General features: G+C 49.0%; 17 protein-coding genes. 14 read left to right on the top strand and 3 right to left on the bottom strand.

Features of this window, described 5'->3' with window-relative positions; all coding sequences use genetic code 11:
- Window positions 1–28: 28 nt before the first annotated feature.
- The 5 genes from AC1VOR_RS04445 (at window position 29) to AC1VOR_RS04425 (ending at window position 5851) form a co-directional block, all read left to right on the top strand.
- A complete protein-coding gene (locus AC1VOR_RS04445; RefSeq protein ID WP_482616050.1) occupies window positions 29–955 on the top strand; it encodes a carbohydrate ABC transporter permease in 927 nt (308 codons plus the stop codon).
- Complete coding sequence (locus AC1VOR_RS04440) at window positions 955–1791, top strand: carbohydrate ABC transporter permease (protein ID WP_482616049.1); 837 nt, start codon at window positions 955–957, stop codon at window positions 1789–1791. Before AC1VOR_RS04445 ends, AC1VOR_RS04440 begins: the two co-directional genes overlap by 1 nt.
- 42 nt (window positions 1792–1833) lie before the next feature.
- Window positions 1834–2988, top strand: a complete 1155-nt coding sequence (locus AC1VOR_RS04435) for a glycoside hydrolase family 88 protein (RefSeq protein ID WP_482616048.1) — start codon at window positions 1834–1836, stop codon at window positions 2986–2988.
- 36 nt (window positions 2989–3024) lie between these two features.
- Entirely contained in the window at window positions 3025–4620 is a 1596-nt protein-coding gene (locus AC1VOR_RS04430; RefSeq protein ID WP_482616047.1) for a glycoside hydrolase family 43 protein, read from the top strand.
- Between the two features lie 193 nt (window positions 4621–4813).
- Entirely contained in the window at window positions 4814–5851 is a 1038-nt protein-coding gene (locus tag AC1VOR_RS04425) for a leucine-rich repeat domain-containing protein (RefSeq protein ID WP_482616046.1), read from the top strand.
- A 58-nt stretch (window positions 5852–5909) separates the two neighbouring features.
- On the opposite strand, the gene AC1VOR_RS04420 is transcribed toward AC1VOR_RS04425, so the two are convergent.
- Entirely contained in the window at window positions 5910–6932 is a 1023-nt protein-coding gene (locus AC1VOR_RS04420) for a nitroreductase family protein (RefSeq protein WP_482616045.1), read from the bottom strand.
- A 182-nt stretch (window positions 6933–7114) separates the two neighbouring features.
- Here AC1VOR_RS04420 and AC1VOR_RS04415 point away from each other — a divergent pair, with 182 nt between their 5' ends.
- From AC1VOR_RS04415 to AC1VOR_RS04380, 8 genes are all read left to right on the top strand, one after another.
- The gene (locus AC1VOR_RS04415) at window positions 7115–7618 is read left to right on the top strand and encodes a MarR family transcriptional regulator (RefSeq protein WP_482616044.1); all 504 of its coding nucleotides are present in this window, start codon (window positions 7115–7117) and stop codon (window positions 7616–7618) included.
- A gap of 200 nt (window positions 7619–7818) precedes the next feature.
- Window positions 7819–9882: a family 10 glycosylhydrolase gene (locus AC1VOR_RS04410; RefSeq protein ID WP_482616043.1), complete on the top strand. Its 2064-nt coding sequence runs from the start codon at window positions 7819–7821 to the stop codon at window positions 9880–9882.
- Window positions 9839–10798, top strand: coding sequence for an ABC transporter permease (locus AC1VOR_RS04405; protein WP_482616042.1), 960 nt, complete (start codon window positions 9839–9841; stop codon window positions 10796–10798). Before AC1VOR_RS04410 ends, AC1VOR_RS04405 begins: the two co-directional genes overlap by 44 nt.
- Before the next feature lie 48 nt (window positions 10799–10846).
- The gene (locus AC1VOR_RS04400) at window positions 10847–11728 is read left to right on the top strand and encodes a carbohydrate ABC transporter permease (protein WP_059054134.1); all 882 of its coding nucleotides are present in this window, start codon (window positions 10847–10849) and stop codon (window positions 11726–11728) included.
- A gap of 195 nt (window positions 11729–11923) precedes the next feature.
- Window positions 11924–13462, top strand: a complete 1539-nt coding sequence (locus AC1VOR_RS04395) for an extracellular solute-binding protein (protein WP_482616041.1) — start codon at window positions 11924–11926, stop codon at window positions 13460–13462.
- A complete protein-coding gene (locus AC1VOR_RS04390) occupies window positions 13459–15618 on the top strand; it encodes an alpha-amylase family protein (protein ID WP_482616040.1) in 2160 nt (719 codons plus the stop codon). The genes AC1VOR_RS04395 and AC1VOR_RS04390 overlap by 4 nt, the downstream gene beginning before the upstream one ends.
- Before the next feature lie 123 nt (window positions 15619–15741).
- Window positions 15742–18075, top strand: a complete 2334-nt coding sequence (locus AC1VOR_RS04385) for a helix-turn-helix domain-containing protein (RefSeq protein WP_482616039.1) — start codon at window positions 15742–15744, stop codon at window positions 18073–18075.
- A gap of 48 nt (window positions 18076–18123) precedes the next feature.
- Window positions 18124–19008 carry an NAD(P)-dependent oxidoreductase gene (locus tag AC1VOR_RS04380; RefSeq protein ID WP_482616038.1) on the top strand — a complete coding sequence of 295 codons (885 nt, stop codon included), beginning with the start codon at window positions 18124–18126 and terminating at the stop codon, window positions 19006–19008.
- Window positions 19009–19137: 129 nt separating this feature from the next.
- On the opposite strand, the gene AC1VOR_RS04375 is transcribed toward AC1VOR_RS04380, so the two are convergent.
- Window positions 19138–21336 (bottom strand): GH92 family glycosyl hydrolase, encoded by a 2199-nt coding sequence (locus tag AC1VOR_RS04375; RefSeq protein WP_482616037.1) that lies wholly within the window; start codon window positions 21334–21336, stop codon window positions 19138–19140.
- 17 nt (window positions 21337–21353) lie between these two features.
- On the bottom strand, window positions 21354–22451 hold the full coding sequence (locus AC1VOR_RS04370; RefSeq protein ID WP_482616036.1) for a GntR family transcriptional regulator: 1098 nt from the start codon (window positions 22449–22451) through the stop codon (window positions 21354–21356).
- Window positions 22452–22792: 341 nt separating this feature from the next.
- Between AC1VOR_RS04370 and AC1VOR_RS04365 the strand changes: the two genes are divergently transcribed.
- On the top strand, window positions 22793–24382 hold the full coding sequence (locus AC1VOR_RS04365; RefSeq protein ID WP_482616035.1) for an extracellular solute-binding protein: 1590 nt from the start codon (window positions 22793–22795) through the stop codon (window positions 24380–24382).
- Window positions 24383–24454 lie beyond the last annotated feature (72 nt).

Genomic DNA, 24454 nt, shown 5'->3' with positions numbered 1-24454 from the left:
GTAAGTGGTTCAAAGGAGGGAGACAACCATGAGCGCACCGGTCGTTCAGTCGGCAAAGGCGTATACTTCGCTGAGAAAGAAGAAAAAATGGCCGACTTATGCACTGTTCTTTATATTGCCGGCATTTATCCTATATACCTTGTTTGTTATTGTTCCGACGCTGGGCAGCGTTTATTACAGCTTTACGTCGTGGGATGGAATCAGCTCTGATGTGCGTTTTATTGGACTGGCTAACTTTGTGGAAATCTGGAATAGTCCACGTGTCCGTAACGCGTTACAAAATACGTTGGTTCTAACGATCAGCCTGGTCATTTTGGAGAACATCCTGGCTATATTGCTGGCGATGCTGGTTGATAAAGTACGATGGTTTAGCAAAATATTCCGCAGTCTTTTCTACTTCCCCACCTTGCTTAGCGGCATTGTCATGGGCTTCGTCTGGGCGATGATGCTCAATTACAACTTTGGTGTGGTGAACGGGATACTATCCAAGATGGGCCTGGAAGCCATCACGGTGGATTGGCTGGGAGATCCCAGGTATGCGCTGCTCTCCATTCTTTTGTCTACCGTGTGGAAGGGAGCGGGCTATTATATGATTATCTATCTGGCCGGCTTGCAGGGGATTCCACAGGAATTAAACGAAGCGGCCAGCATAGATGGGGCGAGTAGCCTGCAGCAGTTCCGTCATATCACGTTTCCCCTATTGGCTGGTTCGGTGACGGTATGCATGGTCTTATCTATGATCAGTGCACTCAAGATATTTGATCAGATTGCTGTGATGACGGACGGGGGGCCTGGCTTTGAGACGGAGACCCTGACTTATCTGATCTATAAGGTTGGATTCGGTGAGCTTCGACAAGGCTTTGGGACAGCTTTGGCAATGGTCCTATTCTTTATCATTTTAATCATTACGGTGTTCCAAGTGAAAGTCCTCCAGAAAAGGGAGGTGGAGATGTAATGTCACTGAGCAGACGTAAGACGGTAGGAGATATTCTGATTTTTGCAATCACGTTGATCCTGGGCATTTTGTTTTTCTTCCCTATTTTCTTTAACATCATGTCGGCCTTCAAAAGTAACGCGGAGATTATGAGGGATGCCGTGGCTTTGCCAACATCGCTTTATCTGGAGAGCTTTAAGTATCTGCTCACAGAAACGAACTATCCGCAGGCGATTGGTAACAGCGTTATTCTGACTGTGGTCTCGATTGTCGGTCAGGTCATCATTATTCCGATGGCTGGCTATGCCATTCAACGTAGAAACACCAAATGGACCCGGTTGATCTTTCTGTACTTTCTCGCAGGGATGATGATTCCGTTCCAGGCTTATATGATTCCACTCTTCAAGGAACTCAAGTTGCTAGGCCTTTACGGGAGTCTATTAGGTCCTATTCTGATTTATGTTGCTGGTTCTGTTGGCTTTGGCAGTCTGCTGTATACCAGTTTTGTGAAAGGAATTCCTGTGGAGATTGAGGAAGCCGCGCAGATTGACGGGTGCTCACGGGTGCGCATTTTCTGGGGCATCGTCTTCCCTCTGCTGGGGCCGGTGACGGCGAGTATGGTCGTCCTGAACGGCCTCGGTATCTGGAATGATTTTCTGATGCCGATGCTTGTCCTGCCGTCTGGTGAACCCAAGACGATGGTCGTTGAAATCTATCGTTATATCGGCGAGTTCTCCTCAAGATGGGATATGATTTTTGCCGGGACTACGATGTCCGTGGTTCCTGTACTCCTTGCTTTTATATTTTTGCAGAAGTATTTTGTCAAAGGTCTGGCTTCCGGAGCAACGAAAGGATAAGAATATGTTCACTTAATTCAGGAGGAAAGGCTGTGAACTTCTTTGTTAAATGCTACACAGCAGCAGTGGTTAGACGAGGTAATCGCCAGGCTAACCGCCAAGATGGAGCAGGTCAGCGAACGCTCGCGAGATAAAATTCCTTATACCACGGTGAATGGCGTGCATGATGATCGGGCGAAAGTGAACCCATCAGGCGATGTAGCCGACGGCATTTGCTGGTGGACGAACGGTTTCTGGGGCGGCATGTTATGGCTGATGTATCAGGCCACCGGGCAGGAGAGATACAAGGAGATTGCCGAAGTGTCGGAAGCCAAGCTGGACCAATGCTTTAAGGAATATTACGGTCTTCACCACGATGTTGGCTTCATGTGGCTTCCTACGAGCGTAGCGAACTACAAAGTTACCGGGAATCCCGAGTCTCGCAAGCGGGCGCTGCATGCAGCCAATTTGCTCGCGGGTCGGTTCAATGTGGCTGGCAGCTTCATTCGGGCCTGGAATGATCTGGCGGAAGGGGATACGAGGGGCTGGGCGATCATCGATTGCATGCTCAATATTCCGCTATTATACTGGGCGACGGAAGAAACGGGTGATCCCCGCTATATGCAGATTGCGATGAAGCATGCGGATACCTCAATGACGGCCTTCGTTCGCCCGGATGGCTCAGTACATCATATCGTCGAGTTTGATCCTTTTAACGGAGGGGTGGTCCGGGCACACGGTGGGCAAGGGTTCGGGGATGAATCTTCCTGGACTCGTGGCCAAACCTGGGCTCTCTATGGCTTTATGATGAGCTATCTTCATACGGGGAAGGATGCCTATTTGCAGACCGCCAAGCGGGTTGCCCATTATTTTATGGCGAATATTCCCGAGGATGGGATTATCCCTGTTGATTTTCGGCAGCCGGAAGAGCCGGCTCTGGCGGATGATACAGCCGCAGCCATTGCGGCATGTGGGCTTATAGAAATTGCCAAGGCCGTAGGTGGCCATGAAAGCCGATCCTATATCACCGCAGCGATGAAGCTATTGAGGACGCTGGACCAATCAAGAATGGATTGGTCGCCGGGTACCGATCATTTTCTTCTGTATGGGACGGGAGCCTATCATTCTCCCAACCATCATCATGCCATTATCTATGGTGACTTTTATTTTATGGAAGCCATCTTCAAATTAAAGGGCAACGACCTTCATATATGGTAAACACAGAACAAGGAGAAGGGGGACCTCATCATAAGTATGATTAAAAATCCGATTCTAAGGGGCTTTAATCCTGATCCATCCATCATCCGTGTGGAAGATGATTATTATATTGCCACCTCAACCTTTGAATGGTTCCCTGGGGTGCAAATTCATCATTCGAGGGACCTGATCCATTGGGAATTGATTACTCGCCCATTAAATCGGGTGTCTCAACTGGATCTTCGTGGTGTTGGAGCTTCCCAGGGCGTGTGGGCGCCGTGTTTGACCTTCCATGACGGTGTCTATTATTTACTTTATACGGTTGTGAATTCGTTCTATGTCAATATGTACGATACACCGAACTTCCTCGTAACAGCGACGGATATACGCGGCGAATGGTCAGAACCGATATATCTGCACAGTTATGGCTTTGATCCATCCTTATTCCATGACGATGATGGACGTAAGTATATAGTCAGTATGGTTACGGATCATCGGGTCATGAAGCGCTACAAGGGTCATCTCGTCCTTCAGGAGTATTCGCAGCAAGAGCAACGTGTCATTGGTGAGCCTGTCACCATTTATGCCAGTGATGATATTTATCTGGAAGGGCCCCATATCTACAAACGCAACGGGTATTATTACTTGTTCGCAGCAGATACGGGAACAGGCGAGGGCCATGGACAATCCATCTTGAGATCGAAGGATTTATTTGGACCCTATGAAGCTTATTCCGGCAATTCGCTAATGACATCCAGGGATCACCCTGACCTGCTCTTGCAAAAATCCGGACATGGTGACCTTGTAGAAACGCAAACAGGTGAGTGGTATATGGTTCATCTTTGCGGACGGGCACTGGAGAACCGGACGGAAAAGGGAGAGCGCAAGTACACCTTGGGGCGCGAAACGGCGCTGCAAAAGGTGGAATGGACCGAAGGTGGCTGGCTTCGCTTGTCGAATGGTACCCTGTTGCCGGACGTGGAAGTAGAGGGCCCAGGGCTTCCGCTTCAGCCTGCCTCCAAACGCCCCTACCGAGATGACTTTGACAGTGAAATCCTGGATATACACTTTCAGTCTCTGCGTGTGCCGCTGGATGCAACGTTTTATTCATTAGCGGAGCGGAAGGGCTACCTGCGACTTTATGGCAGGGAAGGACTTGGCTCGAAATACAGGCAAAGCCTGATTGCCCGGCGTTGGCAGGAGTTTAAATTCACGGCTACCACCTGCCTGGAGTTCACGCCGACGAGCTTCAAGCACCTGGCGGGTCTGATCTGCCTTTACGATACACAGAATTACTATTATTTACACGTGACCCATGACGAAGATATAGGCCGTTGTATCAGTATTCTATCCGCGGTTAACAATCGTTACACTGCACCTGTCGGCTATCTTCCCTTACCTGACGATGCACTGCGAATCTGGCTGCGCGTGGAGGTGGATCATGATCAGCTTCAGTTTGCCTACTCTACGAAAGGCGAGCAGGCGTTCCAGCCGATCGGGCCTGTGCTGGATGCCAGCACCTTGTCTGATGAAGCCTGCCATGAAGGGTGGTTCACCGGTGCCTTCGTCGGTTTGTGCTGCCAGGACCTGACGGGCTTCCGCAAGCCCGCTGACTTTGATTATTTTGAGTATGTTGAAGCGCCAGACATATGAATTACAAGAGCTCTTGAGCTTCCTGCCTGGGAAGAACTCAAGAGCTTTTTATTGTGGAGGTTACTTAATTACAAAGGTTAGTCATGTTCAATGTTCAATAGAGTGAAATAGTAGGCATTGATTCAGTAATAGACGGTTGTTTATAATGTGGGTAATAAAACAGGAAATCGGGTAGCAGAGGGGTTGGAGAAGGATGGAAGAAATATGGATCAATTCGATGAGTGGTGTTCCTTGGACCAGGGACAAAATGGATGAAGCCGTCGAACATCTCAGAAGACGGGCAGTTATCTATTTTGTTGTTGATGCCGACCATTCTGACGATTTGCTGAAATTGGATGAGCATGTATTTGCCAAGCGCCCGGACCTAATTCTATCGATTAGTCCAAGAGACATGAAGGAACGTTATTCCGTGTCTTTTCTCTCTCGGTTGGCCGGACTGCGACATGTTGCTGCCTTACAGTTGAACCTCTATCATAGCTATGATTTGAACGAACTCGGTCAGCTAAAGGGAATGAAGTACCTTTCAATCTATAGCAAGAAGCTCCAGGATTTGAGCTTTCTCACGAATTATCAAGAGCTGGAGTATCTTTCATTACGGGGCAAGTTCGTTGATCTCTCGCCTGTAGGCGAAGTAACCTCTCTGGATACGCTGCTGCTAAGCGTACCGATCTATGATTTGAGTTTTATTAGCCAGCTACCCAGGCTGAAATATCTGAGTATACATGATTGTACTCTGGAAGGTTCGCTGGATGCGCTCTTTGATTCAACCATTCGCATTCTTAGACTAGCGGCTATCCGTCATTTAACCGAGCTGGATGTACTGGCCTCAATACCTCATCTAGCTTGTCTTTATCTGGCGCTGCCCAAGGTCGAGCAGCTCTTCGACTTCTCCAGATTGGAGCACTTAAAGCAGCTTGAACTGGACAATATGAAGGGGTTGCGAAATATTGAGCATTTGTGGACGGCCCAGCACCTGGAGCTGCTCACATTAAGAGAGATTTCTTCAGCCGTGAAGGCAAAGGATCTGGAACCTTTGGTGGGGCTGGAGTCTTTGCGACAGTTGGATTTTCAGTATATTGATTTTAATAAAGGGCGGATTGCCGCTTTGCGGGAATGGATTACTCAGGCAGGAAAGGAAGCTATTCTCTATGAGAATATTACAGAAGAGCAGCGAATTCGCCCTATGGATCAAGAGCACCTAATTCAGCATTTGGGCTGGGGCGGAGCTTAGCTTATCTCCTAACCAGGAGGTGGAGGCCAGAGCGTGGCCCCACTTGTTCACCTGGCCCCTAAAGTTGTCTAATATTCAGGGCTTGCGGAGCTTGGGTAAGGTTTGAATTCATTGAATCTTTCCCAAGACCAAGCTCCAAGACTGCCACAATTCGTTCTTGTGGACGAATTCCAAATGCCTCGCATCGCTGCTGATTATAGATCCACTCTGGAAGCAGGCGATGTACTTGCCAAGGCTTGGCTCTAGCCAACAATTGAAAGTTTTGGATCAAGCAGCATACGGCGGCGTAATCCTCTTCTTGCTTATGGGGATCATTCTCTTCCTTGGCTACCAACAGGAGGAAGGTCGAGCCGTCCCGGGCTGGATTCTCCAGCTTATCGGCAGCTTCGCCGCCAGCGATATAGACAAAGCGCCATGGCTCCCGTAATCCATCATTCGGGGCCCAAACGGCCTCATTGAGTAATTCAAGAATGGCTTGAGGAGGAACTTGAGGTTGATGGGAAGGGAGTGTGTCTCCTTCACCCACAATACTCCAATTACGTTCTGCCGGAGTTCTCTTTCGGGCTTTTGGCGTTTTGTCGAAATACCCAATGTGCAGAATTCCGGCAAACCTTTCACCTGATTTTAGACCGATCTCATCCCAAAAGGAGGGGCTAGCTAGCATAGGATCTGTGTACCAAAGCATACCTAATCCCTGTTCCCAACCTAGCAATTGCAGGTTCTGCATAATGCTGCAGACGGCAGCAAAGTTCCGGTCACTCTGATGAGGAGTGTCGGTAGATTCGGCAATAAAGACCAAATGCGCTGGAATATTTACAGCCTGTTTGGTAAGCAGTTCCGTCATCTTCCCTGGAATCAGCTTACCCAGGCTACTATCTTTGATCTTGGCAATCATACTGCTCGCTAGCCGTTGACGAGATTCCAGCGTGTCGTAATAGACACAGCGCCAGAAAGATGAACCCTCGGCTTGGTACAGGCTTACAGCTTCATGAACCAGGGAAAGGATAAGTTCTTGCGGTACGGGGGATGCATTGAATTTCCGAATGGTTCTGCGTTCCTTTATTGTCTTGGAAGCAATCAAAATTATCCCTCCCTATTTTTTGTTTACAAGTAAACTATATATCCGTAATGAACGGACTGTCAACTTTGTTTTTATTTTTGTTTCAAGGTATTTATTAAGTTTTGATAGCTAATAAAGGAAATGATGAGGTATGATTATAATTGTTTGTTGATGAACTATTTATGATTGAAGGGGGCAGCAACATGGATCCAACTGAAGGACTTAAGCGATTATTCTACAGTCGTTTTCTCCATCTTTCCCATATGACAGAGCAGATTTTTACGACGGAAGTGGCAGAATTTGCCGATCTTGCTCGGCTGCATGGATTAAGCTCTATTCCGAACAATATGACGAGCATTCATGTGCTTGACTGTATCGGCAATCATGAGCCGATTAATAATACGGCCATTGCGGAGAAGATGAATTTGTCCAAGGCTAGTATTACGAAGATCAGCAGCAAGCTGCTGGAGGAAGCTTATATTAAGCGGAGCCGAATGAATGATAACAAGAAGGAAGTATATTTTAGCCTCTCGCCCAAGGGCAGGCAGCTATTTGAGGTGCATGCTACATTGCATGAAATGATGGAGCACCGATTTATTAAAGCCATGGACGCTTTCTCCGAGTCAGAGATCCACACCTTGCTGAAATTTTATCAAATGATGATTGACCAGAAGGACAATATTTTGAAAGGCGAAAAGGAAGACTAGCGTTGTACACCCCCCACGCACCCGAGCCCCGAAACCTCCGTATCACTAACCATCTTGCAAACGAAACGCATATTTAACTCATTGGCATGATTCCTTACGGACATTTTTTTCCTGAATTCAAGAGAGCAAAAGATGTCCCTACAATGCCTCCTTCACCTTAGGCTATCTTTAAGTAGCAACAGAAAAGGAGGAGGGTGTGAATGAACTGGTGGTCCGCGAACCGTTTGCGGTTGATCCAAAATAATTTACGAGAGACAGACGCAGTAATGAATGTCGAGCTTCTGATTCAGGAGCTACAGTCATATCAGGCCAATGTTCTGATGATGAACGTGGGAGGCATCTTTGCCTTTTATCCCTCTTTATTACAACATCAGTACGTAACCCCCTATCTAAAAAAAGATCTTGTGGGGGAGGTGTTGGAGAAGACGCATGAGGCCGGCCTAAAGTTCATCGCTCGCTTTGATTTTAGCAAAGCGCATGAATCCTTGTTCGCTTCGCATCCGGATTGGTTCTATCGAGACCGGGAAGGGCGAGAAGTGAATTACTCCGGGATCGTACACACATGCCTGAACGGGGAGTATCAGCAAGAGAAATCATTGGAGAGTATCGGTGAAGTGCTGGAGCGGTATGAGGTGGACGGTATTTTCTTCAATATGTTTGGCTATCAGCACTGGGACTATAGCGGGAATTATTATGGTCCTTGCTATTGCGAGAACTGTCGGCGTCGCTTTAAGGAGCTGACCGGGGAGGATTTATCCGATTATGCCGGCTCGGGGCACCCGCTGCATGCCGCTTACCGGACGTTCCAGGAGCAAACCTCCAGAATGATGCTGGAGAAAATCCATGCTTTCGTCAAAAGCAAAAGATCTGATGTTGCCATCAGCACCTATCATTCTCATCAGGTAGATATCGTGCGGAAGGAGTCCAATACTTCGCTGACACGCAGGGGTCCCTTATGGCTCTATTCGGCCTCGGAGAACGTCGCTACAATTGCAAACAGTTGGGAAGGCAAGCTGATCAGCAATTGCAGCATCAATGCGGTGGATCTGACCTATCGCTTCACCGGGGTATCCGAAGAGGAGACGGCGATTCGATTGTATCAGAATATCGCGAACGGATCAGGACTTGACTTCTGTATTATCGGGGCTTTCGAGGGCTATCCTGACCAAGCAAACCTCCCGACAGTCAAAGAAATTTTCCATTTTCATGCCCGGAACGAGGACGTATTTGGCAATCTGTATTCCATGGCCGAGGTGGTGCTGGTGAAGCCCCTGGACTCCGGAGCGGGAGAGGAATATTTCGGGTTGTTCAAGATGTTAAAGGAGTCGCACATCGTATTTGACGTGGTGCTGGAGGAACAACTTGCGGCCATGGCGGGGCAACTCAAGCTTGCCCGGGCCGTCCTTCTACCTGGATTGCAGCGGCCTCATGCGGATGCTGTTCGTGCGTTGCGTGCAGCACAGCAGGCAGGAGCCGTGCTGTTTGCTACGGGAATTGCTCTGGAGCGAGATGCCGATTTGTTGTCGGAATGGTTTGGCGCAACAAGCGGACAGCTTCGACTGAATGAACCGGCTGCCTACCTGGATGTTACCGATGTCCGGCATTTTCCCAGCATGAAGGGACGTGGCTGGATCATCTCAGGAGAATTTGCCCGGTTCACATTTCATCCCGAGGTGGAGTGCAGGATGACTTACATTGAGGCCTCCACCTTTGGACCTCCGGAACGGGCTTATGGTCATCGAATCAGCACCCATTCGGCTCTCGGCATTTTGCGGCGAGGGGGAAGGGCGATAGGGGGCTATTTCCCGTGGAGTCCCGGGGCGCTCTATTACCGACACGGATTCGAGGATCATAAGCGTGTGGTCACGGACACGCTGCTGGAGTTGATGGGCAGGAGAAGGCTTACGACCAATGCTCCCGCCAGCACGGAGATATTTTTGCATCGAATGAAAGACGGAAATTACCTGCTCCAACTCTTGAACCTCTCCGGATTTAACGGAACCACTTATATGAAACCGATTCCATTAAATGAACTACAGATAGAGCTTGAAATCCCATACCCGTTAATGCAAGCCCGCTCCTTGTGCACAAGGGAGAATCTGCATCTGGACTCATGCGGGGATTTAGTTCGAATTTCCTTGCCCAGGCTGGACCGGTACGAGGCTATTGTGCTTGAGGTTTCGAAGACTTCCGAGCAAAGACGAAAGGAGGGGCTACCGAATGAAGCCAGAAACGACCTTGCGCAAGTCGAAGACGATGTCTAAGGCCGGACATTCCGTGGGGCTTGTCTCCCGAATGGTGAAGCATCGCGCAATTTATCTGCTCGTTTTGCCGGGATTGATTTTTTTTCTGGTATTCAAAATCGCTCCGATGTGGGGGCTTCTGTTAGCCTTCAAAGACTATAATCCGTTTCTCGGCTTTTTCGGCAGCGACTGGGTGGGATTCAAGCACTTTTCCGACTTGTTTGGCAGTTCAACCTTCTATATCATGTTGCGCAATACGCTAGCCATTAACCTTATTGCGCTGGTGTTCCATTTCCCACTGCCTATTCTGCTGGCGCTGATGCTTAATGAGATACGGCATGAACGCTTCAAGCGCATTAATCAATCCATTGTCTATTTGCCGCATTTCCTGTCATGGGTAGTTGTGGCCAGCATGACCTTCTTCTTGCTCTCCATTGACGTGGGTATTGTGAACAAATTGATCGCTGAGAGCGGCGGAGAAACGATTTCTTTCCTTTCTGAACCCAACTATTTTTGGGCCTTGCTGACTGCCCAGAGCATGTGGAAGGAAGCGGGCTGGGGAACGATTATTTTCCTTGCTGCCATGGCCGGGGTCGATCCTCAAAGGTATGAGGCGGCGGTTGTGGATGGTGCGGGGCGCTTCCGCCAAATTTGGCATATCACGTTGCCGGCTATTCGCCCAACAATTATTATTTTGCTGATCCTTCGCTTGGGGAGCATGGCGGATACGGGCTTCGAGCAAATTTTACTCATGATGAACCCCCTGGTTCGCTCTGTAGGCGAGGTGTTCGATACCTATTCATACACCTACGGTATTTTGCAAGGCAAGATCAGTGTAGGGGTAACGGTAGGGATGTTTAAAGGGCTGGTTGGACTGGTCCTGATTGTAACAGCCAATAAGATCGTCAGAAAGCTCGGACATGAAGGAATCTATTAGCAATCTGATTCTACATGTAGACGAATTTTGGGATGAGGAGGTAGTCCAATGAGCTTTGTGATGCACAAAAAGGGATTGACTTTATTCGACTGGATTAACTATAGTCTGATTACTCTATTTTCGGTGGCCTGTGTCTTCCCTTTTTTATATGTATTCAGCGTATCTTTCACGAATCCTGAGGTTTACGTGCCGCTTAAGTTCTATCTGTTTCCCGAGAAGTGGTCGCTGGAATCGTACCGTTACATTCTGTCGACAAACAGCTTCTTGAATGCTTTCAAGAGTACCGTTTTTATTACGGTGGTCGGCACGATTCTCAATGTGATTATCTCCTTTATGATGGCCTACGGCTTAACGAAGAAAACGATGCCTGGTCAGAAGTGGATGATGGGGATGGTCATTTTCACTCTCGTGTTCAGCGCCGGAATTGTACCCAACTATTTGCTGGTCAGGGAACTGGGCTTGCTTAATTCCTACTGGTCGTTGATATTGCCCAGCTTGACGAATGCCTGGAGTTTACTGGTCATTAAGAGCTTTCTGGAGTCGCTTCCTCCTGAACTGGAGGATTCGGCCAAAATTGACGGTTGCACAGACATTGGTGTGTTCCTGCGAATCATTATACCGCTGTCTATGCCAGCTATCGCCACGTTCACCTTGTTTTTTGCGGTAGGGCATTGGAACACCTATTTTAACGCATTGATTTATTTATCCGATTCAAGCAAATGGACCCTTCAGCTTCTGATCAAAACACTTGTCATTGATTCTAACTCGATGGCCGTGGCCCAGGCCGGAGCCAGCGACGAAAACGTTGTGCCTCAGGAGACGATTCGTATGGCTTCCATTGTACTGGCGATGGTTCCGATTCTGGTCGTTTATCCCTTCTTGCAAAAGCATTTTGCTAAGGGCGTGATGCTTGGCTCCGTAAAAGGGTAGCGCCGGACATTTTTTTCTGAAGAATCAGTCTCTGAATGGATTTGGACGCATCATTGTTGGTCTGGAGCGAACTCGGGACCATTTCAACCGGACGTTTCTTGTTCGGAAGGGAAGGGCAATTATTGTCTCTGGAGTGCCTGGTTCCATGTTCGGTACGATAAAAATGCAAGTTACCACAAAAGGGAGGATACAGAGATGACAAAGGCAAGAAGAGGTTGGTTCATATGGGTTACTGCTTTGCTTGCGATTACTATGCTGGCCGGATGCGGTGACAACGCCGGAAGTAGTAAATCCAATGCCGGATCGGGGAATACGGCGGAGGAGGATGCCAAACCATTAAATATAAAAATGTTTGCCGGGCTGTACAATGAAATTCCGGACATGAATAACGAGTACTGGCAGGAGTGGGAACGTCTAACGAACACGAAGCTGGATATTGAATGGGTCCCTTCCGGAGATTTGGATAGTAAATTGGATCTGCTGCTTGCCTCTGGGGATTTGCCAGAGGTGGTCGCGTATCAGAATCCGATTCGTCCCACGCTGATCAATGCTATCAAAAATGGGGCGTTCTGGGATTTGTCTCCCTTTCTCGGCGACCTTAGCGAATATCCGAATTTGAAAAACAATCTAGCGCCGGATGCCTTGAAGTATCTTTCAGTGGACGAGGGGATTTATGCGCTTCCTCGTTCCCGCTCAAGAGTGGATGGCGGCTTGAAAATTCGGGAGGACTGGTTGAAGCAATTGAATATTCCCATTCCTACCACTTTGGATGAATACAAAGCAGCGCTCAAGCAGCTCGTTGAGGCGGACTTGGATAATAATGGGAAGAGAGATACAGTAGGGCTGCTGTATATTAATAACCCACCATCAGCGCTTCAGGCCGGATTCGGTGCGTACAACCCGACCTATGATGAGGAAGGCGGGCTGATGAGTCCCGGTTTGACACCACAATATGTGGACATGGTTGAATGGCTTCGGGGGGTGTATGCCGAGGGTCTGATGTCCAAGGAGTATGTGGTCATGAAGGAGAGCCAGGCCGAGGAACTGTTCAAGACAAATCGTGCCGCTTCCTACGGCCGGCCGATCTGGTGGGATTATGAATGGGAAGAAGCCATGAAGAAATCGGGGCAACCCGATGCCAAAATATTGAATTTGACCTTAACCGGGCCAAATGGTGATTATGCGGTAGGTCTGGAGACCGGTGTAGCGGGAGGTTTCTATATTTCTAAAAAAGTACCGGAGGAGAAGGTAAAGAGATTACTGAAGTATTTTGATCAGACCGCTTCCCAGGAGATGACGGATTTCTCTTACTATGGCATTGAGGGGGTTCATCATACGGTAAAGGGCGAGCAAAAGGTGTTGACGGAGCAAGGGGTTAAGGAAGTTAATACAACCAGTAAAGGCGCCGGGGTATTGGCCTACGCCAAGTGGGGCAAGGTGATCAGTGCTTCAGGCGATAAAGAATATAATGATGCAAAGATCAAAGAGGTAGAAAATTACGACGAGATTGGAAAAATTGATTTTTACCGAGTGATTACTTCGGAAGAGTGGCGTGGAACGTGGCCGAAGTATTCCGATCAATACACCACGATGATAACCAAAACGATTGTTGGGCAGATATCGATGGAGGAATTCAGGGAATATGTCGATACGTTGAGAAATCAGTCCGATATCAAGGAAGCTTTCCAGGCAATGGCCAGGGAATATGAGAAGTTTACCGGGGAGCAGCAATGATGTGGCAAAAGGACACTGACCGCTCTTGGTGGCAGCAGCCCTTGAGAGTGATTCAGACCAATATGCAGGTCAAAGATACTGGGCGAATTAATCCACAGAAGCTAGCAAGTCAGATCAAAGAGCTTGGCGCTAACGTGCTGGTGTTCAATACTGGCGGCATCTATGCGTGGTATCCTTCAAGGGTACGGTTTCATACCGTAAATAATCATTTACCCGCCCATACCGATTTGCTGAAGGATTTAATTCAGGCCTGTCACGATCAAGAATTGCGGTTTATCGCAAGGTTTGATTTTAGCAAAGCTGAGGATGACATTTATTTGCAACGACCGGAATGGTTTGTGCGCAAAGAGGAAGGGCTTCCGGACATCATTGGCGCGGCAAGACCAGGACCCTGGCCGCTGCTCCTGTCCACCTGCATTAACGGTAGCTACCGCAATGAGGAAGTAGCCATTCCTGTGTTGCAGGAGGTCCTCTCCCGCTATGAGATCGATGGCATATTCTTCAATGCTCCTGGTTATATATTCTGCCGCTGCGAAGGTTGCCAACGTAAATACGCAGACTTATATGGCAAAGAATTGCCGCGGGTCGCTGCGGATTTGGAGAAGGACTTTGCTGCCCGTTGTTTTGATGACAATATGGAGAACATGTATAGGACGATTAAGGCGGAACGGGAAGAGGTGCCCATGGTTCTGTATTATAACCTGCATCGCGACCATCTTGGCAAGCGCGTAGAAATGACCGACATGCTATGCACCGAGCCCCAGGATGTGCTCTCGCTGGGTCATCACCGAATCCCGGAATTCTGGATGCCTGCACTTAGCATTAAGGTGGGCCGCTCCGTGCCAGGGCGCCCCGCTCCATTCGGCATCGTTCACTCCTGCCCCGGGATGGACTGGCGCCATACGGGCCTGCCTACGGCGGAATACCGCTTTTGGCTGGCCCAGGTTCCGGCGAACGGAGGGCAAATCTGGCATTCACTGACCGGTATTCCCGATACGATTACGGATAAGCGTATTCTGCGGACTGTGGCAGAATTGAACCGAAATACGGCAAAATTAGCTGATTATATGGACGGCGCTGTGCCTGTGGCTCAGATCGCTTTACTATGGAATGCGGGACGCGCGGCGGAAGGCTGGGCGGAGGCATTGATTAACAAGCAAATTCCATTCAATGTGCTGCTGCCTGAGAGTGTGGGGGACTGGGGATTGGAGCAGTACAAGGCGGTGCTGATTCCAGACGAGACTCATTACACTCCCGAAGTCCTGACGGCGTTGGAAGAATATGTAGGGGCCGGAGGATGCATGATTGCCGAAGGGACGCTTACCTCGGAACTCAAGACAGTGACAGGAGGAGCCAGGCCAGCGGAAACCTCGCGTGAGACTCCTGGTCATGCCGTCTGCGAGGGCCCGCATGAGATGTCGACTACGCAAAGACTGCACCGACTGCTGGGGGTTAGGGACGATCTCTATAACAGTGAGAACTTAACGGCTTCCTATCTGCGATTCTGCGGAGAAGAAAATCCATTGTGGTCAGGCATGGAAGACACGGAGCTGATTCCTCATCGGGGGCGGGTAACTTACTGCAAACCGCTCTCCGATGATGTCCGAGTTCTTGCCACGCTAGTGCCCCCCTTCTCTCCGCTAGAAAGTGTCGGTGCTCCGCCTGAGAGAGCTTCGCTGGCGGTGAAGGAGACAGATTTGCCGCTGGCTATGGAGCATAAATGGAGAAGGGGACGGGTACTGTATTTCCCGTTTTCACTTAGCGCCTTAATGAACGAGTTTAAGCTCGCCGAGCATGACCAGTTACTGGCTAATGCCGTTAGCTACGCTGTCATGAGGCGGCCGTTGGTGTCCGTCACCTCTTGCCCGGGACTACAGGTTACGTTATTTCAGAAGGATAACCAACTGCTCCTGCATTTGGTGAATGGAGCCGGAAGGCGCCCACTCGCGGCAACGCTTCCGCTCCATCAGATTGAGGTTGCTGTTCGGCTGGAAGGGGCGTCTGTATCCTGCAATGTTGAGCAGCTCATTGCTGGAGAGACGCTGGAGGGAGCTTTGGAGAATAGGGTGTTTACCTTTACGGTTCCAAGGTTGGAGGTATGGGAGTGCCTTTGTATTCCATTTGCTGCAGCACATCCTCTTAATGTCGGACTTTAGAAAGAGATGAGAGAAACGAAGTGAGGCGGAGGGATCATGAAAAACGACTGTCCCTTGATATAATAGCTCTAAGTGGCTTTTCACTGGTGCCGGAAATGCCTATACCAAGCGGAGGTGAATTTCATGAAGCAGGTTTGGCAGCGTCTTTCCTCTCGATTTCTCCACTATTTTTCAACAAACCATTATTTAAAGCGGTTGATCTGGCTAGGGTGCTTGTCTGCGGTCGTTCCGGTTTTATTAATTGGTAGCGCTTACTATTATTTCTCGATGAATAAGCTAAGCACGCAATTTCAGGAGAACAATCTGGCTTCCCTCCATCAGTTGAAGGATCGTGTTGAACATATTTTGACGAATCTGGAACATGAATCGCTACAACTAGCCGGGGGACCGCTCATTCGTGCAGCGCTGGATAATTTGAATTACGAGACCGACTATTTTCAGCAACTGGATATCCTGGAGATGTTCCAGCTTCATAAGAATACGAACAATTTGATTGAGGATATTATGTTCTACAATGATCAGCATGGGTTGCTTCTGACCAATACTTACGGCTTGGTCAGACTGGAGGAATTTTATGGACGTCAAGATATCGACGCTGCCATAGCGGAAGGAAGCCGTGCCGGATGGATGTATCTTCCGGAATCCGGGGAGAGAGGGTATATCTCTTACGTCCGTGATCTTCCGGTAATGAGCATCAATGAACCGCGGGGTGTACTCATTATTCAGGTCAAGGAAGAGGCATTGCGGGGACTACTTAAGAGCTACTCGGTCAGTTTGGAGAATCAGTCGCTGACGGTACTGGATTCCAGACACCGGGTGCTGCTTCAGACGGAAGGCCTATCTGCCGCAGGAATTCCGGTAGAAGAGGATCAGATTTTGCGGGCAGTGACGGAGGATGAGGGAACTTCCAATCATTACATTCTGGAAGGGGAGAATGGGAAGGAACTGGTGGCCTTTTACGAGACTTCTATGGGAAGAACCTATGTTTCACGGCTGCCAGAGCGGGAAATGATGGAGCAACTACACTGGATTAAGGTGCTTATGGCTTTCTTGGTGTCCATCTTTGTACTGATTGGCGTGCTCTTGACCTGGTTCTCCTCACGCATGGCATATAATCCGATTCAGCAGCTTCTCCGTTATGGAGAGACGCTGCGTAAAAACGGAGGGAAAATCGGTGAAGGCGGATTTCAGGGGAACGAGATCGAATATATCCGGTCTTCGCTTGCCTACTTGAACGAGCAGGCCGAATCGCTGAATAGCTATATCGGGAGTGTTCAGCCGGACTTGCGGGATCGATTTCTGCAACGGCTGCTAGGATCGGGCAGTTCCTGGAGACGCGATGATCTGGAGGCAGGCTGTGCCAAATACCGCATTCCTGTCCTTGGTCAATATATGGTCATGGTGGTCAAGGTAGAAAATCTCATTAAGAAAAAACGCTTTTTGCCCAGCGAGTGGCCCGTCATCCTGTTCGCGATTAAGAATGTCATTACGGAGCTTCTGGCTCAGAGCCATGATATCAAAGGGTACGTCCTGGATCGGGAAGAGCGTGAGGTCATTGCTGTTGTGCGATTGGAGGAAGGGACAGAGCGGGAACTGCGCACCCGGGCAGGTGCCTTTGCGGAGTCTGTTCATGAGGCGCTCTCTCGCTTTCTTTCCTTCTCGACTTCCGTGGGAATTGGCCGGGCGACCGGGGTGCAGCACCTGGCCCAATCTCTTAAAGAAGCTCAATTAGCTTTGCAATATCGGCTGTTTCAGGATGCGGCGAAGGTGTTGTTTTATGAGGATATGATTCGGATCGAACGGAATCCGGTGTTTATGTACCCCAAAGAAATAGAGGGAGAGATGATCGAATATCTATGGAATGGTGCCTTGCCACAGGCCGAAGCCTCCCTTTACGAGTTCTCCAGGCGGATTCGCGTGTCAGAATCGTACAATATTATCTTCCAGTGCTATCATATTCTGCTGTCAGCCATCGTCCAGTCTATGGAGGAGCGGGGACCGGGCATACAGGAGCTACTGGGTGGCAATCTGTTTGATCAGCTTAAGGAGAATCAGACATCCGAGGAGATGCACGATTGGTTCATCGGTGTCCTGTTCTCCCTTTACCAGGAGATCAGTCATGATTTGCGCACCCGTTCTTCCCGGTTAATTGTACAACGGGTATGCAGCCATATTACCAGTGAGCCCGAAGGGACCCATTCACTAGCGGAGTGTGCGGAACTGGTTCACGTCAGTCCTTCTTATTTAAGCCGGTTGTTCAAGAAGGAAACGGGCATGTCCTTTATCGAATATATAATGAACAATAAGATCCAAAAGGCGAAGCAACTGCTGAAGGATACCGATCATACCGTTATGGAGATTGCAGAGCTTGTCGGGTATTCGGAACGCAATTTGAACCGGGCCTTTCAACGGCATATGCAGATGTCTCCAAGGCAGTACAGACTGTCGGTCAGATAGCTGCTTGGTTAAGTTAAGCCTTAGAATGGGAAAAGGAGAGATTACAGCGTGGTGTTCATACCTGGAAAATCAGCAATAGGCTTTATCGGAATTGGCGTTATGGGCAAAAGCATGGCAAGACATATTCAGCAGGCAGGTTATCCTCTGCATGTGTATACTCGCACCTACTCCAAGGCAGAGGAATTGGTGAGAGAAGGGGCGGTATGGCATGAGTCGCCAGGGGAACTGGCGGCAGCCTGCGAGGCCGTCATCACGATGGTTGGCTATCCGCAAGATGTGGAGGAAGTGTATCTTGGACCCGGCGGGCTGGTGGACCACGCGAAAGAGGGAGCTTATTTACTGGATATGACGACCTCCAGCCCGCGATTAGCGGGACGAATTTTCGAGGCTTGTGTGGCAAAAGGACTGCATGCGCTTGATGCGCCTGTATCTGGTGGTGATATCGGGGCGCGGGATGCCAAGCTCTCCATCATGGTAGGCGGTGAACAAGCGGATTACGAGGCCGTGCAGCCATTGTTGAGGCTGCTGGGCAGTAACATTGTATATCAAGGCAAGGCTGGGGCGGGTCAGCATACAAAAATGTGCAATCAGATTGCTATCGCCTCGGGGATGATGGGAGTATGTGAAGCGCTGGCGTATGCTCGCAATGCCGGGCTTGAAGCAGATCAGGTGCTTAAGAGCATTGAGAGCGGGGCCGCGGGAAGTTGGTCGCTCAGCAATCTTGGACCGCGGATGTTGACCGGCAACTTCGAGCCTGGCTTTTATGTGAAGCATTTTATCAAGGATATGAAGATCGCACTGGAGTCGGCTAAGGACATGGGACTGAAGACACCGGGGCTGGAACTGGCGGAGTCCCTCTACCAGCAAATTGCGGAAAAGGGCTATGAGGATAAGGGAACACAAGCGCTGTTCAAGTATTATCTTGGTTTATAATACAGTACAGGCAAGGTAGGAATGACTGACAGCGAACTAGGCTCTAAAGATACAGGGTGCTCCAAAGTGATCTTATGATTCACTTCTGGAGCACCCTATTTATTTGTCAGCTATGAGAAGCTTCGGTTCCTAGTCATGACGCTTGGATATGGAAAAAGGCAGTTCTTCCGCTTGATACTGGCGATAGCCTGGAGCAAGACCAAGGCGGAATTCCAGCGCTTTCCCTTCCAGAATGTCTTCGTGAGTGATATAGAGCTTGTTGTATGCTTGGCCGCCCAAGGTGACATCAGCCACGAAGTTGGATTGCGGGTTATTATTGTCCGTCTGGATATTCATTTGCTTCCCGTTTGGCAACTCAATCGTGACCGTGTCAAAGAGTGGAATGCCCAGCACGTATTCATTGCTGCCCGGACATACCGGGTAGAAGCCGAGGGAGCTGAACACGAACCAGCCGGACATGCTGCCATTATCCTCGTCGCCAGGATAACCTTCAAAGCCACTGTTGAACAGGTGAGTCAAGATTTGCTTGATGACGACCTGGGAGGAAGCCGGCTGTCCTGCATAGTTGAACAGATAAGGGATGTGGAAGCTTGGCTGGTTGGAGATGGCCAATTGCCCATAATCAACCGCAGCCATCTCACTCATCTCATGAATCTCAAAGCCATAGCCGCGTACATCGTAATCAGGAGCCTTGTTGCATAGCTCGGTGAGCTTCCGGGAGAAGCGCTCTTCCGAGCCGTAAGCGTTAATCAGACCCTGGATATCCTGGAATACGGCGAAGCTGCTCTGCCAAGCGCTACCCTCGGCGTAATCCAGCCCCCAGCTTGTATCATTAAAGTCCGGGCGGAACTGTCCATTCTCGTCCTTGGCTCTCATAAATCCAGTCTCCGAATCGAAGATGTTCTGGTAGTTCAAAGCGCTCTCCCGATAGCGATCGGCGATATCCTTCTGACCCAGCACCTCAGCAACGCGGCTGATGCAATAATCACTATAGGCATAATCCAGCGTATGGTTCACACTTTCCGTATAGTTGCTTGGTACGTATCCGTATTTCATATAATCCTTCGTACCCTGGCGACCATAACAGGACTTGTCGCTTTGCGTTGTGGCTGCGGTAACCATGGCTTCCAGCAGCTCAGGCATCAGCTTGCGGCCAATCCCCTTTGCCGCGGCATCTGCAATCACGGCATCGATGAGCGTTCCAGGCATCAATCCGCGTTCATCCGGTGATAGCCACTTCGGCAAGAATCCCGTTTCCCGGTAGCTGTTCAAATATCCCTCCAGCATCTCTTCATATTCCTTAGGCGCAATGATGGAATATAGCGGATAGACCGTCTTGTAGGTATCCCAAAATCCGTTATTGGTGTACATTACGCCCTTCTTCACCGCCTTGGCGGTCGTATCGTAATGAACAGGCTCCATGTTGGCATCAAGCTCATAGAATTTCTGTGGGAACAGGAACATGCGGTACAAGCAGCCATAGAAGGTGCGTAAATATTCTTCGTTGGTATGCGTGACCTTAATTTTATGCAAATAATGGTTCCAGGCTTCCGTTGCCTGTTCCTTCAATGCATCCATAGAGGCATCCAATTCTCGCTTCAGGTTCAACTCGGCTTGCTCTTGACTAATGAATGAAGTGGCAAGTCTGGCTTCCAGTATGCCTTGCTCACAATCTTTGAAACGGATAACGACATGCTGGTCTGTTCCGCGCAAATCTGTCTCATTGTGTAATTGTCCGTCGGCATCATAGTAGCCTGACGTGCTCAAATCAATGTCTTGATTAAATTGGATCGACACGTACATACGGAATTGGTCGTCATGGCATCCGGCGAAGTTACTTACATAACCGGTGATGCGGCGGTTTGGGACATCCAGATGGAACTCGCTGATCTTCTTGGCGTTCAGCACCAGTCCGGCCTGTTGTCTGGAGTTATATTTCATCCGCAGGGCGGCTCCGTAGCAGGTGGGAACAAGCTCGGTGGTGATATTGTAGCGCTGTTGCTTTATTTTAAGGTGGTGAGGCTTAAAGACCGCTTCTTCGGGTCGATAAGAGCTTTGGCAAGAGAACAGAGTACCCTTGATCTTGTCATCGGCAATTGGCGTCAGCAGAAAGGTGCTGAAGTCGCCCATCCATGGGCTGGGCTGATGAGTGAGCCGAAAGCCTTGAAAGACACGGTCGCGAGGATGGAAGAACCAACTGCCGTCCTCGGCCGTTTGAACGACGAAATGGTTCATGGCAAAGGGAACGGCTGTCACAGGCAGCGTGTTCCCGTTAGAGTATACATATTTGTTGCTGGTGCCTTGTCGTGTATCAATATAATGCAGCATGAAGAACCTCCTGAAAATTATAGTCTCTTTACCGTCTGCCGTTCAATAAGCTGAACCGGAACGACGACTTGATTCTGAGGTAGCGTGTCGGAACTCTCTATCAGTGAGACGAGATGCCGGGCAGCGAGATAACCCATTTGTCCGAAATCCTGGGAAATCGTGGTGAGCTTCGGCTCAACGAAGCTGGACAGATGAATGTTGTCAAAGCCGATAATGGAGAAGTCATCAGGTACGGATAGGCCGATCTCCTTGGCAAGCTGCATGATTTCAATTGCAATGAGATCATTTTCGGCTACGATTCCGGTTACCCCCTGCTCCTGCACGGATTGCAGGAAGTGTAAGTAATACTCCCTGCCCTTGCCTTGTTCATGAGTGAGATAACGCTCGGTTAAGTCAGTCACGCTATAATCCATCAGTTGATGATCATACAGTGCCTTCAAGTAACCGAAATACCGCTCACGGATCGATGAGAAGTTCTCCACCCTGAGGGAGGATACATAGGCAATCTTCTTGTGATTATGATCAATCAGATGCTTGCAGGCCAAGTAAGCTCCGTTCAAATTGTCGGCTACGACTGAGGGAAAGGGAATCCCGTCTACGGTCTTGTCCATGGTGATGAGTGGATACTTCGACAGGTAATATTGATAAAGAATTCCCAGGTCTGCATTACTGCTTACCGGGTAGAAGATCAAACCTGAATTCGAGCCGGTAAGCGCCGCCTCCAGCAGCTTGCGCTGGCCAATGATCGTATTGGACTGGATATTCAACGTGTACTCGGTAGTAGACAAAAATTCATTGATCCCTTTCTCATAATCGCCGAGCCCAGGGTTATGAGTGAACGGAAGAATGAGTAGAATCTCCTTGCCGCTCTTGGATATCGGGGAGCGGGGGGAGGAGGGCTTGTCGCTCACAAAGCTGCCTTTCCCCTGAATCCGGTAGATCAATTGAGCATTTTCCAGTTCGGTTAGTGCGCGCTTCGACGTAATTCGGCTTACTTGAAAAGTTTTGGAAATTTCAGCTTCGGTTGGAAGCTGATCTCCGGCTTTCAGTTCCCCGGAATCAATCCTCGCCTTGAGTGTATTCACGATACGTTGATATAGTGGGATTTGGTCCATATGTAATTCTCCTCACAAAATTGATATACCATTTTATTTGTCGATATGTCAAATGAATCCGTATTTTTTGGAGATTGCAGGTATTAACAATTATGTTGAATATACGACAGTTTAAACGTTTCGGCAATAGAAAGGAGAGAGGCTATGGCAGTTTTGCCATCATGCCCGGACACAAAAGAGGGAAATGTAAGACTTTGTAACAATACCGTTAGTCCTATGTGCCGAAACAAGCTACAAAGCATTAAAAAAATATAAATGTAAGCGCTTGACAAAATGAGTTGGTATGCCGCAGAATAGATTTTGTTCAGATATTTGGTATATCAAATTTAGGGGGCGACGATATGATTTCTCCAAAGAAAGGGAAAATCGCACTGTTAAGCATTTTACTATTATCTTTATTGGCCACTGCTTGCGGGGGCAATGCAGAGGAATCCAAGGAACCCAACTCAAGCGAGTCTGGAACGGCGCAAGAGATTTCACTCCTTAGACCAAGCTGGAACAATCTGAGACCAGCATCCAAGGATTTATGGATGTGGCAGGAATATGAGAAGATGACCGGCATTAAGGTGAACTGGGAAGAGCTTAGCGATATTGGGGAGAAGAAAAACGTTATTTTAACAAGAGGCGAATTGCCCGATGCCTTCTATCAAGTAGATTGGAGCAACGGGGAGTTGCTGAAATACGGACAACAGGGTCTCTTTATTCCCCTGGAGGAGTTAATTAAAGAACATGCTCCAAACCTGCAAAAGTATTTGGATGAAAACGAAGAAGTCCGTAAAGGGATCACCAATGCGGATGGTCATATTTATGCTACTCCGTATCTTGATCCTTATCCCGAAGGGAATCGGACCATTCGCTTATATATTAACAAGAAGTGGCTGGATAACCTGAACATGGACATACCGAAGACAACGGATGAACTTGAACAGGCACTTAACGCATTCGTTACTCAGGACCCGAACGGCAACGGGGTTAATGATGAACAAGGCTGGTACATGCCAAGTGGTTCCCTCGGCTGGACGTTCGAGCAGATGATGATGGGTTCCTTCGGTATTGGCAACGGCGGAAGGAAGGCGCTGGGGAACTTCATCTATGTGGATAACAACGATGAAATTCAACTTACTATTACCTCGGATGGATATAAGGAATTGCTCAAATACGAGAATCGCATGTATGAGAGCGGAGCAATCAACAAGCAGGCCTTCAGTGGCGTGGACTATGACAAATGGACCGCGGATGCTGCCAAGGATACGGTTGGAGCATGGAACTGGGCCGCACCGGATTACATCGGTGAGAGCGTGAAGGACGATTTTGTAGCGATTAACGTGCTTGCCGGACCGGGCGGAGACATGGCTTCACTCACGGATTCTCAGGTTGCAGGGGCATCGAGCCTTGTCATTACCAAGGATGCCAAGGATCCCGCGACCATTCTGAAATGGGTGGATTATTTTTATGGGGAAGAGGGTAGTGTCTTCGGTTACCTTGGCAAAGAAGGCGTTACGTATAACATGGAAGACGGCAAAATGGTCTATATCGACGAGATTCTCAACTATAAAGACGGGATTGGACTAGGCGCATTTCAATATGTAGACAACGTATATGGTGGTTACTTCCCGTACACGGAGCTATCGCCGGAAATTCGTGCCGCAGCGGGAAGACAAGAAGCACCAGTGTATACCGATTTGAATGAGCAGACCTTGCCAAGCGTGATGCTGCCGGATTTGCCGGCAACCATTCAGGAAGCGAATGAAACCTCCTCCATCCGTGCGGATGTCAGCAATTATGTTGGACAGATGCGGGTCGAGTTTGTTACGGGTACGAAGGACATCGACAAAGAGTGGGATAGCTATATCGCTCAATTGAAGAAGATGGGCTCAGATCGGTATTTGGAAATCAAGCAGGAGCAATACAAGCGATATAAAGAAAGCTGAGACCTGATGCAGAGCCGAGAGGGGGATTCACATGAATCCTCCTCCCGACTTTCCAAGAGTGGTGAACAAGAG

The organism is Paenibacillus sp. 1SOY10 (genome assembly GCF_056836745.1).
This window is presented reverse-complemented; position numbering and strand designations above follow the sequence as displayed.